17 protein-coding genes, 1 tRNA gene and 1 pseudogene are annotated in these 17015 nt (G+C 62.9%); 3 read left to right on the forward strand and 16 right to left on the reverse strand.

Annotated elements, in window-relative coordinates; all coding sequences use genetic code 11:
- Positions 1–29 precede the first annotated feature (29 nt).
- From FHD67_RS09280 to FHD67_RS09315, 8 genes are all read right to left on the reverse strand, one after another.
- A complete protein-coding gene (locus tag FHD67_RS09280; RefSeq protein ID WP_139598528.1) occupies positions 30–464 on the reverse strand; it encodes a molybdenum cofactor biosynthesis protein MoaE in 435 nt (144 codons plus the stop codon).
- On the reverse strand, positions 464–715 hold the full coding sequence (gene moaD, locus FHD67_RS09285; protein ID WP_045981073.1) for a molybdopterin converting factor subunit 1: 252 nt from the start codon (positions 713–715) through the stop codon (positions 464–466). Before moaD ends, FHD67_RS09280 begins: the two co-directional genes overlap by 1 nt.
- On the reverse strand, positions 705–1337 hold the full coding sequence (gene pgsA, locus FHD67_RS09290; RefSeq protein ID WP_045981072.1) for a CDP-diacylglycerol--glycerol-3-phosphate 3-phosphatidyltransferase: 633 nt from the start codon (positions 1335–1337) through the stop codon (positions 705–707). Before pgsA ends, moaD begins: the two co-directional genes overlap by 11 nt.
- Before the next feature lie 74 nt (positions 1338–1411).
- Positions 1412–3262, reverse strand: a complete 1851-nt coding sequence (gene uvrC / locus FHD67_RS09295; protein ID WP_139598529.1) for an excinuclease ABC subunit UvrC — start codon at positions 3260–3262, stop codon at positions 1412–1414.
- A 300-nt stretch (positions 3263–3562) separates the two neighbouring features.
- Complete coding sequence (locus FHD67_RS09300; RefSeq protein ID WP_246071274.1) at positions 3563–4291, reverse strand: SDR family oxidoreductase; 729 nt, start codon at positions 4289–4291, stop codon at positions 3563–3565.
- Positions 4292–4338: 47 nt separating this feature from the next.
- Entirely contained in the window at positions 4339–5271 is a 933-nt protein-coding gene (locus FHD67_RS09305; RefSeq protein WP_045981070.1) for a calcium/sodium antiporter, read from the reverse strand.
- Between the two features lie 105 nt (positions 5272–5376).
- Positions 5377–6186 (reverse strand): S49 family peptidase, encoded by an 810-nt coding sequence (locus FHD67_RS09310; RefSeq protein WP_139598552.1) that lies wholly within the window; start codon positions 6184–6186, stop codon positions 5377–5379.
- Between the two features lie 44 nt (positions 6187–6230).
- Complete coding sequence (locus FHD67_RS09315) at positions 6231–7256, reverse strand: LacI family DNA-binding transcriptional regulator (RefSeq protein WP_176695087.1); 1026 nt, start codon at positions 7254–7256, stop codon at positions 6231–6233.
- Between the two features lie 110 nt (positions 7257–7366).
- Between FHD67_RS09315 and FHD67_RS09320 the strand changes: the two genes are divergently transcribed.
- Together FHD67_RS09320 and FHD67_RS09325 are read left to right on the forward strand one after the other, a co-directional pair.
- Positions 7367–7443 (forward strand) — tRNA-Arg (locus FHD67_RS09320).
- A 440-nt stretch (positions 7444–7883) separates the two neighbouring features.
- On the forward strand, positions 7884–9461 hold the full coding sequence (locus FHD67_RS09325) for an anti-phage dCTP deaminase (protein WP_139598531.1): 1578 nt from the start codon (positions 7884–7886) through the stop codon (positions 9459–9461).
- 22 nt (positions 9462–9483) lie between these two features.
- Here FHD67_RS09325 and FHD67_RS09330 read toward each other — a convergent pair whose 3' ends face one another.
- From FHD67_RS09330 to FHD67_RS09355, 8 genes and pseudogenes are all read right to left on the reverse strand, one after another.
- On the reverse strand, positions 9484–10422 hold the full coding sequence (locus FHD67_RS09330) for a tyrosine-type recombinase/integrase (RefSeq protein WP_369799412.1): 939 nt from the start codon (positions 10420–10422) through the stop codon (positions 9484–9486).
- Positions 10335–10616, reverse strand: coding sequence for a helix-turn-helix domain-containing protein (locus tag FHD67_RS21175; protein WP_084693757.1), 282 nt, complete (start codon positions 10614–10616; stop codon positions 10335–10337). The genes FHD67_RS09330 and FHD67_RS21175 overlap by 88 nt, the downstream gene beginning before the upstream one ends.
- A complete protein-coding gene (locus FHD67_RS09340; RefSeq protein WP_139598533.1) occupies positions 10616–11191 on the reverse strand; it encodes an MT-A70 family methyltransferase in 576 nt (191 codons plus the stop codon). The genes FHD67_RS21175 and FHD67_RS09340 overlap by 1 nt, the downstream gene beginning before the upstream one ends.
- Positions 11188–11832, reverse strand: coding sequence for an HNH endonuclease signature motif containing protein (locus tag FHD67_RS09345; protein ID WP_139598534.1), 645 nt, complete (start codon positions 11830–11832; stop codon positions 11188–11190). Before FHD67_RS09345 ends, FHD67_RS09340 begins: the two co-directional genes overlap by 4 nt.
- Entirely contained in the window at positions 11829–12068 is a 240-nt protein-coding gene (locus FHD67_RS09350; RefSeq protein ID WP_046000324.1) for a hypothetical protein, read from the reverse strand. The genes FHD67_RS09345 and FHD67_RS09350 overlap by 4 nt, the downstream gene beginning before the upstream one ends.
- A gap of 72 nt (positions 12069–12140) precedes the next feature.
- Positions 12141–12647: pseudogene (locus tag FHD67_RS20900) on the reverse strand (transposase); the annotation flags it as partial.
- Positions 12648–13342: 695 nt separating this feature from the next.
- On the reverse strand, positions 13343–13513 hold the full coding sequence (locus FHD67_RS20405; protein WP_157001307.1) for a hypothetical protein: 171 nt from the start codon (positions 13511–13513) through the stop codon (positions 13343–13345).
- Between the two features lie 170 nt (positions 13514–13683).
- Positions 13684–13932, reverse strand: coding sequence for a DUF3237 domain-containing protein (locus tag FHD67_RS09355; RefSeq protein WP_139598535.1), 249 nt, complete (start codon positions 13930–13932; stop codon positions 13684–13686).
- 273 nt (positions 13933–14205) lie between these two features.
- On the opposite strand from FHD67_RS09355, the gene FHD67_RS20410 reads away from it, so the two are divergent.
- Positions 14206–16935 carry a hypothetical protein gene (locus tag FHD67_RS20410; RefSeq protein ID WP_176695088.1) on the forward strand — a complete coding sequence of 910 codons (2730 nt, stop codon included), beginning with the start codon at positions 14206–14208 and terminating at the stop codon, positions 16933–16935.
- Positions 16936–17015: the final 80 nt, after the last annotated feature.

Here is a 17015-nt window from a genome sequence, read left to right on the forward strand (position 1 = left end):
GGGCATGGGTATTCGGATGACGAAGACGTTCACCACCGGGTCAGCGCGTCCTCGTCCTCGGGGCGGGCGGCGACCCAGCCTGTGGTGCCGTCGCGCGCAATCTCGCGCTTCCAGAAGGGGGCGCGGGATTTCAGCCAGTCCATCAGGAAATCGGCCGCGTCGAATGCTGCACGGCGATGGCGGGCGGCGGTGGCGACCATCATGATCTGTCCCCCCACCGGGATGCGGCCGTGGCGATGGACGATGCGCCAGTCGGCCAGCCCGAAGCGCGATGCGGCGGCCAGGCCGTGATCGGTCAGCGCGCGTTCGGTCATGCCGGGGTAATGCTCGATCTCGAGCGCGTCCAGCATGCCGCCGTCGTCGCGCACGATGCCGGTGAAGGTGACGACCGCCCCGGCCCCCGCGCCAAAGCCCGCAAGTTCTGACGCCAGATCGAAGGGGTCGGACTGGACGCGGGCGCTCATCAGCCGCCCGTCATCGGCGGGAAGAACGCGACCTCGCGGGCGCCGGCCAGGGGCGCGTCCAGATCGGTCAGCTGCTGGTCCACGGCGCAGCGCAGGGCCGCGATGTCGCCAAAGGCCGCGGCATGCCCGTCAGACTGCGCGACCAGTTCGGCGATCAGCGCGCGCGGGGTCGCAGCCTCCGTCTGCACGGTTTCGCGGGGGTGGCCGATGCGTTCGCGCAGCCAGGCGAAATACAGGACCTCAACCGTCACGACGGGAATCCTTCAGATAGGGCAGCGCCTTGATGAAATAGTCCCAGCCCGTCCAGGCCGTCAGCGCCGCGGCGATCCAGATCAGCGTCAGGCCGGCATAGGTGGCAAGCGCCGCCCAGCTGCCCGACCAGATCAGCCCGACCTCGCCCACGCGGGGGGCCAGGCCGTGTTCGACATAGGCCAGGCCCGTGGCCAGGAACAGGATCGAGATGGCGACCATCTGCAGGGTCGTCTTCCATTTCGCAAGCTTGGTCACCGCCAGCAGGCGCGACTTGTCGCCCAGGTATTCGCGCAGGCCGGACACGAAGACCTCGCGGAACAGGATGATCGTCACCGGCAGGATCAGCCAGGGGTTCATCCCGGAATACCCGGTGATGACCACCAGCGCGATGACCACCATGGCCTTGTCCGCGATCGGGTCCATCGCGGCGCCAAAGCGGCTTTCCTGTTTCCAGGCGCGGGCCAGATAGCCGTCGATCCAGTCGGTGATCGCCGCGCCCATGAACAGCGCCAGCGCCGCCCAGTCGGCCCAGGGCCTGTGGAAGTACAGAAACATCAGCGGGACCCCGGGGGCCGCCAGCAGACGCAGAAGGGTCAGGATATTCGGAAGGTTCCAACGCATGGCCGCACGCTAGTCCCTGCCGCGGGCGTTGGAAAGGGCCAACGCGCCGCTGGCGAAGCTGTGATCCGGACCTGTCATCCCTTGGCGTTGAAGTGGTCATAGACCTTTTGCGCCATCGCCGCGGAAATGCCCGGCGCCGCCTGCAGATCGGTCAGCCCGGCGCGGCCCACGGCCTTGGCGCTGCCGAAATGCTGCAGCAGGGCGCGCTTGCGCGACGCGCCGATGCCCGCGATCTCGTCCAGGGGGTTGGCCATCTGCGATTTCGCGCGCTTGGCGCGGTGAGTGCCGATGGCCCAGCGGTGCGCCTCGTCGCGCAGGCGCTGGACGAAGTACAGGACCGGGTCGTTCATGCGCAGCGCGAAGGGGCGCTGGCCGTGGCGGTGGAACTCCTCCTTACCGTGGTCGCGGTCCTGGCCCTTGGCGACGCCGATCATCGGGATGTCCTCGACGCCCAGTTCGGCCATGATCTCGTGGACGGCCGACACCTGCCCCGCGCCGCCGTCGATCAGCAGCAGGTCCGGCCAGGCCTCGGTCTGGCGGTCGGGATCGTCCTTCAGCAGACGGGTGAAGCGGCGCGTCAGCACCTCCTTCATCATGCCGAAGTCGTCGCCGGGAGTGATCTCGGTGCCCTTGATGTTGAACTTGCGGTACTGGTTCTTGATCCAGCCGTCCGGCCCGGCAACGATCATGCCGCCGACCGCGTTGGTGCCCATGATGTGGCTGTTGTCATAGACCTCGATCCGGCGCGGCGGGCTGGGCAGCTCGAACGCGTCGGCCAGCCCCTCCAGCAGGCGCAGCTGGGTGGCGCTTTCGGACATGCGCCGCGCCAGGCTTTCGCGCGCGTTGCGCAGCGCGTTGGTCACCAGATCGGACTTCTCGCCGCGCAGCGGAACGGCCACGTCGACCTTGCGGCGGGCGCGCTCGGACAGGACATCCGCGGTCAGGTCCGGATCCTCGGGCGGGTGGGACAGCAGGATCTGGCGCGGCGGCGGGGTGTTGTCATAGAACTGCATCAGGAAGGCCTGCATCACCTCGTCCGGGCTCTCGGCCCCGCCAAGGCGCGGATAGAAATCGCGATTTCCCCAGCTTTGATTGCCGCGGATGAAGAAGACCTGCACGCAGGCCTGCCCCCCCTCCATGTGCAGGGCCACGATGTCAGCCTCGGCCACGCCCTTGGGGTTGATCGCCTGCACCGACTGCACCGCGGTCAGCGCCTTGATGCGGTCACGCAGGGCGGCCGCGCGCTCATATTCCATGTTCTCGGCCGCGCGGGCCATCTCGGTTGCCAGATCGGACTGGATGGTCGTGGTCTTGCCCTGCAGGAACCGTTCCGCGTCATTAACCAGCGCATTGTAGTCGGGCGCGCTGATGCGGCCCACGCAGGGCGCGCTGCACCGCTTGATCTGGAACAGCAGGCAGGGGCGTGTGCGGCTCTCGAACACGCTGTCGGTGCAGTTCCTCAGCAGGAACACGCGCTGCAGCTGGGTCAGTGTGCGGTTGACCGCCCCCGCGCTGGCAAAGGGGCCGTAATAGTCGCCCTTTTCCGACTTCGCGCCGCGATGCTTCTTGATCTGCGGATAGTCGTGGGACTTGGCCACCAGGATGTTCGGGAACGACTTGTCGTCGCGCAGAAGCACGTTGTAGCGCGGCTTGAGCTGCTTGATCAGGTTCTGCTCCAAGAGCAGCGCCTCGGTCTCGGTGTTCGTGGTCAGGAACATCATCGACGCCGTCTCGCGGATCATCCGCGCGATGCGCCCCGAATGGCCCGACGGCCGGGCATAGTTCGACACCCGCGCCCGCAGGTCGCGCGCCTTGCCCACGTAAAGAACCGCCTGCTGGGCATCCAGCATGCGATAGACGCCGGGACTGCTGTCCAGCGTGCGAAGGTAATCCTGGATGAGGGCGTGGCCGGTTTTCTGGGTCATGACGTGAACTTGGTGATTCTCGGCCCCGCTGCAAGTTCCGGGGACCGAAGGCAAGAAGGAAGCTTTCCACGGAATCTGTGGATAATTCTGTGGGTGGGCTGTGAGGATGACCCCGCAGGGCCAGCAATCGTTACAGTTCCGTGAAGTTGCCCTTATTTTAGGCAGATCACAATGGTATTGTTATTGCTTGATAATTTTTATTCAGGCCCGTTGTGGACAGAAAAATCTTGCAGAATCCGCATCTTGCAGGGGCCTGCCGGGGTGCCGTGGACAAAACGATCCGATCGTTCCGGATCGGGCCTATTCCGGCCCCAGGACGTCGGGCGTGCGCCACCCCAGATGCTGTCCGCCATCGACGCAGATCAGCTGTCCGGTGACCGCACGCGCGTCCAGGAAGTACCCCAGGGCGTCGGTGATCCCCTGCGCATCCGCCCCCCTGCCCAGCACCGTCGCAGCCCTCTGGGCGGCGAAATGGCGGTCGCTCTGACGGGCGCCCTGCAGGGTCGGACCGGGGCCGATGGCGTTCACGCGGATGTCGGGCGCAAGGGCCTGCGCCGCGGTGCGCGTCAGCGACCACAGCGCGGCCTTGGCGATGGAATAGGTCATGAACTCTGGCGTGGGCTTCAGCACCCGCTGATCGACCATGTTCACCACCAGGCCCGCGGCCTGGGGCTCGCCGTTCTCGTCCGGGCGCGCCCTGGGGCATTGCGCGGCAAAGGCCTGCATCAGCTGGAAGGGCGCGCGAAGGTTCGACCCCAGGTGCCGGTCCCAACCCTGCATCGTCGCGCTGCGCATCGTGTCGTATTCGAAGATCGAGGCATTGTTGACCAGCACGGTCAGCGGACCCATCGCCGATGCGACGTCCGGGACCAGCGCGGCGGTCGCATCGGCGTCCAGCAGGTCGACCCGGAAGGTCTGCGCCCGGACGCCCAGGGCGCGTGCGTCAGCGGCCGTACGCTCGGCATCGTCGGTCGAACCGGCATAGTGGATCGCCACGTCATGGCCGCGCCGCGCCAGTTCCAGCGTCATCGCGCGGCCAAGGCGGCGGGCCGCCCCCGTGACCAGCGCGACGCCCGTCACAGCAGCACCCAGGCATAGGCGGCATAGCCCGCCACGAACAATGCCCCCACCGGCCGCGTCAGGCTGATGCCGCGGAACAGGAACGGGAACAGCAGCAGGGCCGCGCCCAGCATCACCCACAGGTCCAGCCGCAGCATTTCGGGCGGGATGGGCAGCGGAGAGATGACCGCGGTGATCCCCAAAATGGCCAGGATGTTGAAGATGTTCGAGCCGACCACGTTGCCAAGCGCCATGTCCGCCCGTCCCTTCAGCGCGGATGCGACCGAGGCCGCCAGTTCCGGCAACGACGTACCGATCGCGACCAGCGTCAGCCCGATCACGGTCTCGCTGATGCCGAAGGCGCGGGCGATGTCGGTCGCGCCATTGACCAGCAGGTTCGCCCCGACCGGCAGCAGCACCAGGCCCAGGCCCAGCCAGACCGCGATGCGCCCCCAGCCCGCGCCCAGGGTCGCGCCGTCCACGCCGTCGGCCTGCGTCTCCTCGGCGCGGCCTGTGGACAGTTGCCGCCACAGGACCGCAGCCAGCGCCAGCAGCAGGATCACGCCCTCAAGGCGCCCGATCTCTCCGGTCAGGGCGATGCCGATCAGCAGCAGCGAGGCCGCGATCATCATCCCCCAGCTTTCGCGCAGGTCGTGCCCCTTGGTGACGATCACCGACACCAGCGCGGTCACGCCCAGGATCACAAGCACGTTGGCGATGTTCGAACCCACGACATTGCCCATGGCGATGCCGCTGGACCCCTTCAGCGCCGCCGACAGCGACACCAGCAGCTCGGGCGCCGAGGTGCCGAAGGCCACGACGGTCAGGCCCACGACCAAGGGCGTCATGCCCAGTTTCAGCGACAGCCCGACGGCGCCCTTGACCAGCAGGTCGCCCCCCAGAACCAGAAGGGCCAGTCCGCCCAGCACCAGAAGCAGTTCAACGATCACGATGGTCGATCCCCAGGAATTTTTTCAGAAAACGGCGCAGGCCCGGTCCGCGCAGCAGGGCGACGACGACCATGACCAGCAGGAACAGGAGGACGATGCGCAGCATCATCCGCGGGTGCCGAACCGCTGGAAGGCGGCGCGATCCTCGGCCGCGTCCATCAGAAGGTCGGCGGACAGGCCCAGGCGGCGCAGCAGCGGCCGGCGCATGCCGTGCACCTCGAAGCGGATCTTGTCGCCGTACAGCGCCTTAAGCCGCGGGACCGGATGGGCGATGCCGTCGGCCAGCCCCAGGCGCACGGATTCCAGCCCTGCCCAGAACTCTCCGGTAAACAGGTCGCGTTCGGCGTTCAGGCGGGTGCCGCGACGGGCGCGGACATGGTCCTTGAACGCTTCGTGGATCGGCTCGAGAATTGCGTGCAGGCGGGCCACGTCGTCGGGATCCTGCGGGCGGAACGGGTCCAACGTCGATTTCGACGTGCCGGCCGTGTGGACGCGGCGTTCGATGCCCCATCGCTGGATCAGCTGGTCGAACCCGAACCCGGCCGAGATCACCCCGATCGACCCCAGGATCGAGCTTTCATCCGCCCAGATGTCGTCGGCCGCGCAGGCCAGCCAATAGCCGCCCGATGCGGCCACGTCCTCGACGAAGGCATGGACGGGGATGTCGGTCTCATCCGCCAGCCTGCGGATGCGCGCCGCGATCAGCGACGACTGCACGGGCGACCCGCCCGGCGAATTGATGATCAGCGCCACGGCCAGGGGCTTGCCGCGCCGGAACGCGCGTTCGATCACGGGGGCAAGGGCCGCATCGTTCAGGCCGCCGCCGCGCCCCGCACCACCGATGGTGCCGGACAGGCGGATGACCGCGACGCGGGGCTTGCGGGACAGCAGGCGGGAGACGACGGGAATACGCATCGCCCACAGATAGGCCGCGCGGGGGCGGCCCACAAGGCGGGACGTCAGGCGGGGATGTCGCGGATCGTGTCGCCGGGCAGAAAGGTCGGCGTCAGCGCGATGATGCGGTTGTTGGGCGCCGCGTCCTTGCCAGACACCAGCCGCGCCGCGCGCCGCCCGACATCGACGCGCCGTGCATCCGTGGTGGCCAGGCGCATCGGCAGCCCGTCCAGCAGGTCGACCCCGTTGAACCCCGCCAGCCCCAGCCTGCCGGGCACGTCATAGCCGCGGTCGATGCAGTGCAGCAGCCCCCCTGCCCCGATCATGTCGTTCGAGAAATACAGGAAATCGAGGTCCGGCGCGCGGGTCAGGATGCGCTCGGTCAGTTCACGCCCCTTCAGCAGGGACGATCCGCCCTGATAGTATTCGCGCGCCTCCAGCTGGACGCCGGCGGCGGCCAGCCCCTCCTCGAAGCCCAGCAAACGTTTGCGGGCGCGGTGATCCTCGGGCATGTGGGTGCCCACGAAACCGATGCGGCGATAGCCCGCCGCCAGGATACGGTCGGCCATCTCGCGCCCGGCGCGGATATGAGAGATGCCGACCAGCGTGTCGATCCCTTCGCCGTCGACATCCATGATCTCGACCACCGGCAGGCCTGAGTTCTGCAGCATCGCGCGGGCCGCCTTGCTGTGCTCCAGCCCCGCCAGGATCACGCCCGAGGGCCGCCAGGACAGCATGTCGTACAGCACCATCTCCTCGCGCGCGGGGGAATAGTTGGTGACACCGATCACCGGCTGCAGGCCGGTATCGTCCAGCTCCGCCGAAATGCCGCCCAGCACGTCGGGAAAGACCAGGTTCGACAGCGACGGGATGACCACGGCGACCAGGTTGACCCGCTGGCTGGCCAGTCCGCCCGCGATCTTGTTGGGAACATAGCCAAGCGTCTTGGCCGCGGTCAGCACCTTTTCACGCGTGGCCGCCGACACGTCGCCCCGGTTGCGCAGGACCCGGCTGACGGTCATCTCCGAAACGCCCGACGCCTCGGAGACGTCTCTGAGGGTCAGGGGGCGGCGCGGTCGAATGGGCAGCATGGGGCGTTCCGATCTGTGGATGGCCGATGTTAGCGAAGGACAGACCCGCCCACAACCGCCCCCGCCGCCGCTTGCCAAGCGCCCCCCGGTTTGAGTATGCATGCCCGGCAGGCCCCGTGGCTCAACTGGATAGAGCAGCCCCCTCCTAAGGGGCAGGTTACAGGTTCGAGTCCTGTCGGGGTCACCAACAATCAATAGGCCTTCTAAGCGCGTTGGGGGTTGCTCTTTGGTTTCTTGAACCAAGTAGCTGCTTGCGCACCGTGTGATCAAGCAAAAGAAGAGGCGCCGAGCTATATGCCAAGCGCCTCTTCCGACATGTCAAAGTGGTACGGGGTCAGCCAAACATTGGCCATCCACCGCGTTCATCTCGATCAGGCGTCAGGAAGACATTGAAGGTATTACGCGTCTGGAGCGCCTGTCCAGCCGTCACTCTCTCTGAGCGCTCAAGGATCTGCTCGAGCATCTGGTCCAGTACTACAGAGTCGTTCCTATGATCGCCAGAAGCGTTGTTTTCATTTGCCATTATCTGGAGTCCCACCTCGAAGTATCAGCATTGAGCGTAGCCTGCACTGTTGACGTTGACAAGCATTCTGAGCAAGCTCGTACGTCGTGGCGCACAAAGATCTTGTGACCGTTCTTACCAAGAATTCTCCAATCAAAAAGTTCCCTCCCATGCATCCTTTGCCCGACGAAGAACTAGCCTATAAACCCGAATTAATTTTTGGTCTGGTCGGCCCGATCGGGTGCAATATAGATGCGGCGCAAGATGCCCTTGACACCCACCTTACGCGCTTTGGCTATCAAACAAAGCTAGTGCATATTACGAAAGCTGTAGGAGAAGTTATCCCTCAAGCAGCCGAAGTTTCGCAGGGACGATACGAGCAGAAAATCACCGAACTTAACAACATTGTTTCTCTTTCAGGTGAAAAAGATTTTCTGGCAAAGATTGCAGTTCTATTTATTGGTCGGCACAGGCTGGAGCGGAATAAAGAAACCGGATTGGATCCGTCATTGATCGCGGATACTCCAGCAAATGGAACGGCATTTGTTATTAGACAACTGAAGCGATCGCAAGAAATCGAGCTGCTGCGAAAAGTCTACGGGGAGAAATTTATACAAGTCTCCGTCTCTGCCGATGAAGCTGAGCAACTAACCGCAGTGCAAGGCATAATCGGGAAAGAAGATCCATATCTCCCTCAAGACGAGCGCGAACGAAAAGCCCGTAGCCTAATTCACAAGGACAAGAACGAGGCGCAAGAGACCTTTGGCCAGCGCATGCTCGATACATATCACTCCGGCGACGTGTTCGTCGGGGGAAGTGCGACCAAGATACATTCTCAGGTCGGGCGGTTCATCGATGCCTTCTTCGGGTCAAACTACATAAGCCCGACGAAGGACGAATTCGGCGCTTATCTTGCAAAAGCGGCATCTCTTCGAACGCTAGATCTGTCTCGCCAAGTTGGCGCTGCGATCGTTTCCTCGGATGGAGACGTGATCACCTTAGGGTATAACGAAGTTCCTAAGGCCAACGGAGGGAATTATTGGGGAGAAGACGAAAACCCGCAGCGCGACATTGAGCGCCGGTTCGAATCAAACAAGCTGGAAACCAACCGGATAATTCACGATTTTATCCATGCCCTGTCGAAACACTCTATGGTCCAATGTGATCCCGAAAAGATCCTTGGCACCTCTGAGTTATCTCAACTTCTTAAAGCATCTCCAATTTCGGACTTGACCGAATTTGGCCGGATGACACACGCCGAAATGTCAGCACTGATGGACGCAGCAAGAATTGGGCGCTCCGTGAAAGGTGCAACGATCTATGTTACCACTTTTCCGTGCCACAACTGCGCAAAGCATATCATCGCGTCTGGCATCAAACGGATCGTATACATCGAGCCGTATGCGAAGAGTAAAGCAATTGAATTAAATGGCGACGCCCTTACAACATACACTAAATCAAGTGACCGTGTAATCCTTGAACATTTTCATGGAATTTCCCCTGCGCGGTACAGAGAAATCTTCGACAAACCCAGAAAGAGGCGAGACGAAAACAACAACATAAAGCCATGGCACTTCGACAAGCCGAAGCCGATGGTAAATCAGCTAATTAGCACCCATATAATGATTGAGCCCGGCGCACTGAAGGAATTCAAATTAACTCTTAATAAGGTTAGCGATGGCTTGAGCGCTTCCCGCACTTAACAAGCTGGTCGCGCCCCGAAAGTCACATCTCCAAGGCGCTCGCAGCTGAACGGAGGTACTCAGGCGAGAATCGGGCGTAGGTTGACCGGGTAATTGCCGGATTTGTGTGACCCAAGTACTGCGCGATCTCCTCCATAGGCACCCCTGCCTCGGCCATGAAACGACCAGCAGTCCGTCGCAGATCATGAGGGGTGCAGTGGTCGATCCCTGCCCGCTTTACTGCCGCATTGAAGCCCGTCTTGATCGAGCTAACCTTCCGCCCGCCCCATTCGATCACATAGGCAGAAATTGCCGCCTTGTCTGCAGTCTGAAGGGCCGCCATAAGGGTGTCGTTGATCGGTACCGTGGCCCTGCCCTTGCGCGGTCCGATGTCATTCGTTGCCAGCTTGATCAGTCGGCGATCCAGATCCACACGATCCCATGTCAGTTCCAGAAGCGCGCCGATCCGGCCCGCCGTCGTCAGCATCAGCAGCACCACAAGACGAATGTGGGGATCCCCGCAAGCGGTCAATAGCCGTGCGACCTCGTCGCGGTCCAGATACCGCTCACGCGGTGGCGGCGTCTGCGGCATTTCGATCCGTGGCGCATTGCGGATTAGCTTCGCCTTAACGGCCCATGTCAGAGCTGTCCGGAGGCAGCCAAGCTCCGTCCGGATCGTCGCATCCTTGCGCCCTGCCTGGCGGCGGTTCGCGATGAAGCGCCGGCAGTCCTCGATGCTGATCTGGTCAGGACTGAGGTGCCCGAATACTGGAAGGACGTTCTTGCCTGTCTGGGCCAACTTTGATTCTTGGCGGCGGCCTGCGACCTCTTCCTGATAAGCGGCCCATAGCTGTGAAACGAGGAGGCCCTTAGCGGGTGCCGTCTGCCGCAGGATTAGGTCGCGCGCTTCGCGCTCAGCATCTTTCTGCGTGTGTGCCTCAAGGCGATAACGTCGCCGGCTTCCTCCGTCGTCGTTCCACATGACGACGAACCGGCCCTTGAGTCGTCCGATCCTGTAATCCCGCATTCGTAGTCCTCTACCGCCCTGGCCGTGATGCGCATCATTTTTCCGACTCGGAACGCTGGCAACGTCCCGCTGCGCACCATGGCCCGGACAGTCTCGGCGCTGCAATCCCAACGCTCCGCCAGCAGCTCGGGGGTGTATGGTCTCGCCATCAGCTGGCCTCCTCGAATTTCTCGGACTCGTGTCCCCAGTTCGACCACCCTGCCTGCCTCTGCCGGCTGAACACCTCGATACGCCGCGCGTCGGGCATCAGCTTTTCGGCCGCGGCGAAGGCCTCCTCCGGCTTGCGGCTATGCTCGCGGATCTGGCCCATGATGACGGAACTGGTCGAGCTGGTCGTCTTCGGCGCGCCGCGCGTGCCGATCAGGAACGGCTCGCCAGCACCGCGCAGGATGTAGCCCATACCCATGTTCAGCTTGCCGTTCACGGTCGTCTTCACCCAGTGGCCCGACGTCTTATACTCGAAGCCCCAGGCCTCGATCACTGCCAGGGCCTGAGGCAGCATCGTGTTCAGGCCCCATAGCCACAGCAGGCAGTTTGGCGCGGCCAATGCCGCGACGGGCAGTGCGGCGATCTCGTCGATCGACATGCAGGCGTACTTGGCCTGAGGCGACCGCGTCTCGCCTTTCTCCGACCGCATCTCATACCGCCAAGGCGGGTCGGCCATGATTAGGTCGAAGCCGCCGAAGGGCCTCAAGTTGTTGAACTGGTGCAGGACGGTGGTCATTTCCTGCTGGCCCGTGCCAGCCGTGCTGCATGGTCCAACTTTGCCACGGTCATCACTGCGGGTTTCAGTTCAGGCGCAGCATCGTCGTATTTGACGCCTGACCAGCGGGCGTTCAGCCGTGGCAACAAGGCCTGCGGTATGGCTTCCCAATTTTCCGGGGCGCAGTTCTTCTTATCGCCGTCCAGGCATTTCAGAACGTGCCCCTCCGGGACCGGGCCATTAATCTGCTCCCAAAGATAGCGGTGTTTCTGCACCGGGCGGGTATCGGCGCCCGTCCAAGGGTTTTTCTCGGCCACGATCATGATGACGTAGCCCTCCTCGCTGTCGACGCGTTCGTGACCAGGGCCACGATAATTGTGCGGGAGCTGTCCGGCCTTGAACGTCGTAGCCAGACACTTGGCGCGCACCTCCGGCGACATCGGTTTGCCCTTGTTGAACGGCACCTGTCCCTTGCTGAAGCATCCGGTGCGGCCGGTCATCCAGCGCTTGCGCTTGCACAGGTTCTTGAAGGCGCCGAGGAGCACATCGTTCCGCTGCCAATAGGCACAGAACAGGGCATGCAGTTCGGCGCGCGGCATATCCTTGCGGGCCTCTATCCATGCCAGCTCCTTGGGTAGATAAACAATAGCACGACCTTTCATGTTTCGGCCCGCCCAATCTGCGGCAGCATGGGCATGATCTGCTGACCATGTTCCGCCCATAGCTTGGCTGCCTTCAACTGCGTGTCCGCATTGCTGATGATGGTGTCGGCCACCGCAACGATCGCCGACGCCCGCTTGGCCTCCTGCTCGATCTGCTCGGCCGTCATATCCTCATCGGACAGACGCTCTAGGGCGGCAAACAGGTGATTGTTGAGATCTCCAAGCTTGTTCTTCATGCCACCAGCTCCTCGCCATCGTAGCCGCGCCCGCCGTCCATAGCGGCCAACTCTTCGTCCATGCTGAATGTCTTCGGTGTGCCCTGCATGACCGGGGTGCCACTGCCGCGCCGTCCGGTAATCCTCCCCATGCTTGCGTGGGTTCCACTCGCCCTCACCCTCGACCTTGACGCCGTGCTATCGATCATCAGGTGTAGCGGGCCGTTGGGGCCACGATATGGGCTATTCACGGCCAGCGTCCTCTGGCTGCGCAATAGCGTGCCGAACTCCGGCATAGCTCAATTAGAACCCATGAGATGCAACAGGCTCTAGAAGAAGCCACTCGCCAAGATCACTCGGACCAGTGTCGTTTCGATGGCTCGATCTGCCGTAATGCCATGCCGAACAGATCCTTCATCATCAGACAAGTATGGATGACGGTATCGTCGTAGACCTATTGGCGGTCACACTTGCCTGATGGCGCGGCATTCCGGTTCACCTCGGGGTCGAACCAGATCGTCGCGAACTAGGGCGCTTGGGCGCTTCATTGCAGGCCGGCCAGTTCCTGGTCCTGTAAACTGGGGGTGTCGGATTACTCATGTAGCCCAGTTACCAAGCTGGGTTCATAAGATAAATCCCTTGCAGAATTTGTGTAGCAGAGCCGGCGGAAGCGACACATTTCACCGCGGCTCAAGATACAATAAATAAAACAGAAATCTTTATTATGCAGTATACGCACGAAAGCAAAGCCTGATTTCCAATCCACAGCGACAAGGAGGAAACGTAAGTCTAACGGTCGACATGGCGCCACACATTACCATCAAGCTGAGGAACCCCTTAAGTAGCACGCACCAACATAATCCATGACAAAACCATGCATAAATCATTATACTTAGATAGATTAGCAGCGCCAACTCAGATATTAAACATTGCGTCGCTCAGTTAGATAAGCATGGCTTTTAAATTCAAGATGCTTAAAAAGAAAATCGCACCAGGAATAATTATTAATTACTTAAAATGAGATCAATATTTCTAAAAATTTATTGACAAGCAAAGCCGCAATGATCAGAAATTCTATAAAAATATACCTAGACTGGCGCCAGCCCTTTTTACAGCTGAACATATAAGTAAGAACCAAAAAAATTTAGTGAGTCCCGTTTACCATTTAAAAACTGTTATTTTTGATCCTATCGCCTGGCCTGTTGCCGTCATACAATTACCTTACACACAAGTTCCCTTTGAATGTATTGCACAGTATATTTTAGCAGGGCTTAATGTACGCCGGCATAGCATGATCAGGGATGCCGAACCTTGGGTAGGGGGATCACGACTATCCGGTCGCGCTGATCCTCCGCTACAAGCGCTGCAACCTTTGCGCGGACCGTGCGATAGGCGCTGTTGTGCTGATAGGACGACAGCGCGTCATCGATCAGGCGCAATTCATCCTCGGTAAACAGTCGGGCCAACGATATCTCTCCAGCTGCTGCGTCAAATTACGTGGCGGGGTGTAAAGGATCGATCATTAACAATTTGCACGGAATGCATTCACCACGCTTCGACGGATGCCGGCAAGTAAGGTATCTGTGACCCTGCAACATCTTGCGCATCACACGAAAAGGCGCTTCCCCCTGCGGCGTCAGGCGGACGGCGTGAAGCGGCGCATTGTCAGTTCGATGACCTCCTCGTCATCGGGAAGCGGGATCGCGCTTTCCAGCATCACCTTCTGCATCTTGCCGCCGATCTCGATCAGGCCTTCGGCATATTGTGCCAGCTGATCCTGCGTCATCTCGGTCGTGGTGCGGATCCGGATATAATCGCCACCGGTATCGACGATCTCTCCCGACAGTTCGGGGCCGTCTTCCAGGGTCAGTGTTGCATGGGTCATCGTTAACTCCTTGTCGGCCTGCTTATGTGCAGCCCTCATCCGAACGCGCGATGGCGGGAATGGGTCCGCGATCCGCCCGGCAGGTACCGCAACGTTCGCTTGGCCGTGCGGAGGCTGGCGCGACGCGCGACCATACAGCGCCCGGTCCTCGCCTCGACTGTTGCGGATCCGTTGCCGGCGAACCGGCACCTGCAACGCGCGCATGGTTAAGGAAGTATTACCGCAAAGGCTGTGTAACGGGCCCTGCAAACAGCGCAGATCGGAGACGTCACCATGCCGACCGGAAAGATCGCGGCCCGCCTCGGGGTCATCAACAGCGAAAGCTCGCGCCCATTCGTCAACGCGTTCAAGCAGGCCTGGTCGTGGCAGTCGGACCGGGGCGGGCTGCAATGGGACGCGCTGGTGGCCGCAGGGCACATGACTGCCGGTGGGCGGCTGATCTCGATCCCGCCGAACTCGGGGGGCTTCCGGACCCGCGTCTTCCACAACATGCCGGCCCAGGCCGGCGGGACCGGTCGCTGGCGCCTGCGCTGGCAGGGAACCTGCACGATCGACGTCATCGGCGGCACGAACATCAACCGGTCCCTGCCGAACGAAATCTATTTCGACTTCACCGCGAACGGGTCCAGCTGGGTCGACATCATCGTCCGGACCATTGACCCTGCCGGCGGGCAGATCCGCAACATCCGCCTGAACCACCGGGACGACTGGCCCGACGCCGACCGCGGCGCGATCTTTCGCAGCCAGTATCTGGACACGGTGCGCGGCTTTGGCGCGCTGCGGTTCGACGAATGGGTCGGCATCCTGACCAGCGCGGACCAGGGTGGTCTGCGGATCACCAACTGGGCCAGCCGCGCCCTGCCGACCGACGAGATCTTCCACCGCTTCGTGCCCTACGAGTGGATGGCCGCGCTGTGCAACCAGGTCGGCGCGGACATGTGGCTGTGCCTTCCGACCGCGGCCACCGATGATCATTTCCGCCAGTGTGCCACGCTGATCCGGACGCTGATGCCCGCGCCGCGGCACGTCTATGTCGAATACAGCACCAAGACCTGGGACTTTTCGGGCACGCCCCAGGCGCATTACTGCGCCGAGCAGGGCCGCCTGGCCTTTGGCACCGCCACGGGGTCCGAGTTCCGCAACTGGTACGGCATGCGCGCCACCCAGATGGCGCAGGCCTGGCGCGCGGTCTGGGGCAACGACACCCGGCTGCACACCGTGGTCCAGCACCAGGCCGATTGGGTCGGCGGCGAGACCGACATCCTGGTCGCTCCGCTGTGGCGGGACCGCAGCGGGACACGGGGGCTGCCGACCTATGTCGCGCCGCATTCGGTGATCGACATGCTGACCGTGCATGCCCAGGTCGACGGCGGCATGGCCTATGGCGCGCGCGTGGCCCAGATCGACGGCTGGCGCACGACCCTGTCGCAAAGCGCGGCATTCGACCGGATGCGCGACCAGATGCTGACGGGCGCGAACTGGGCGGCCGATCGGACCGTCAGGGCGCTGACCCCCAAGTGGCGGCATTACCGCACCGAGGCGACGAAGTATGGCATGGAACTGGGCGCCTACGAGGTCGGCAACCATCTGAACGGCGTCGGAGGCACCGCCGCCACGCGGGCGTTCCTGCATGCGTTCTCGGTCAGTGCGCAGATGGGCGCGGTCTATGCCGCCACCATCGCCGCGCTTCGGACCCAAGGGTTCGACGGGCCGATGGCGATGTCGGTCGAATGCCGGTTGCCGGACGCGAATGTCTGCCACGGCCTGCAGCGCTGGCTGGGCGACCGCAACCCGGCCTGGACCGCGGTCGCGGCGTTGATGGAACCAGTGGTGGTCCCGACTCCTACTCCGGAGCCGACACCCACGCCGACTCCTACTCCCACGCCGACCCCGGCGCCTACACCCACTCCAACCCCGACGCCGGCACCAACGCCAACGCCAACGCCAACGCCAACGCCAACCCCTACTCCTACTCCAACGCCGACCCCGACGCCTACTCCCACCCCGACTCCGACGCCCCAGGAACCGAACATGAGCGATCGCAAGAAACTGACCGACGTCTTGGCGGCCCTGCAGGCCACGACCACGGACCTGCAAGCCTATCTGGCTGCGCAGCCGGCCGTGACGCCCGCACCCGTTCAGCCGGCACCGGTTACGCCCGCACCGGTCACGCCGACGCCCACCCCCTCGCCGACCCCAGCACAACCCGCGCCCGTCACCCCGGCTCCTGCGCCGGTCCAGCCTGCACCCGTGCAGCCGGCACCTGTCCAGCCCGCGCCGGTCGCGCCGCTGCTGCCCACGGGCTATCGCGCCGTTCAGGACTTTACCATCGACCGCTCGCTGTCCTTTGACTGGAGCAGCGCAGGGGGCATCAACATCTTCCTGCCGAACTGGGCCGGGGGCGACCGGGGCAACGGCGTGGGCGGCAGCCTGGGCACGCCGGCCCGCGTCACCTACAACACCGACAAGTCCGTCTCGATCAGCGCGGCGATGGAGGGGGGCCAGTGGCGGAACGGCGCGATGCAACTGAACCGCCCGTCCGCTGCCATCGGCAAGTGGGGCGCGGTGGTCACCAGCCATACCAGCAGCGCCGTCAATGCCTTCTTCACCCACGCGGACAACGGCAAGGAGCTTGATTTCGAACTGGTCAAGCGCAACGGTGTGATCGGATGGGCGCCGGCAGTCCACATGCCCCGCACCGGGGGGGGCCGTGCATCGTCCGACCGCCGCACGCTGGCACTGGGCGAGTTCAAGCCGGGCGTGCCGCAGCGCCTGGAGTTCGAGCTGTTCGCCGACCGCTGCGTGTTCTCGATCGACGGCAAGGTGTTCGAGACGGTGCGCCATGCCGACATGGCGTCCGGCTTCATCTGGGACCTCACGACGAGAATGGCGACGCTGACGACGATCGAACGTCATGCCACCTGGGCCGGCTGGACCACCGAGGACTATGCCCGCGAAAGCCGGATGACCATCCACGGCTTTGCCCTGCCCACGATGCCCTGACGATCAGACGCCAGGGAATGAACCATGCCCCGCCATCGTGCGGGGCATGGTCTATTGCATGGGATGGGTCCGAATCCGGT

The organism is Paracoccus haeundaensis (genome assembly GCF_006239215.1).
GTDB classification, from domain to species: domain Bacteria; phylum Pseudomonadota; class Alphaproteobacteria; order Rhodobacterales; family Rhodobacteraceae; genus Paracoccus; species Paracoccus marcusii.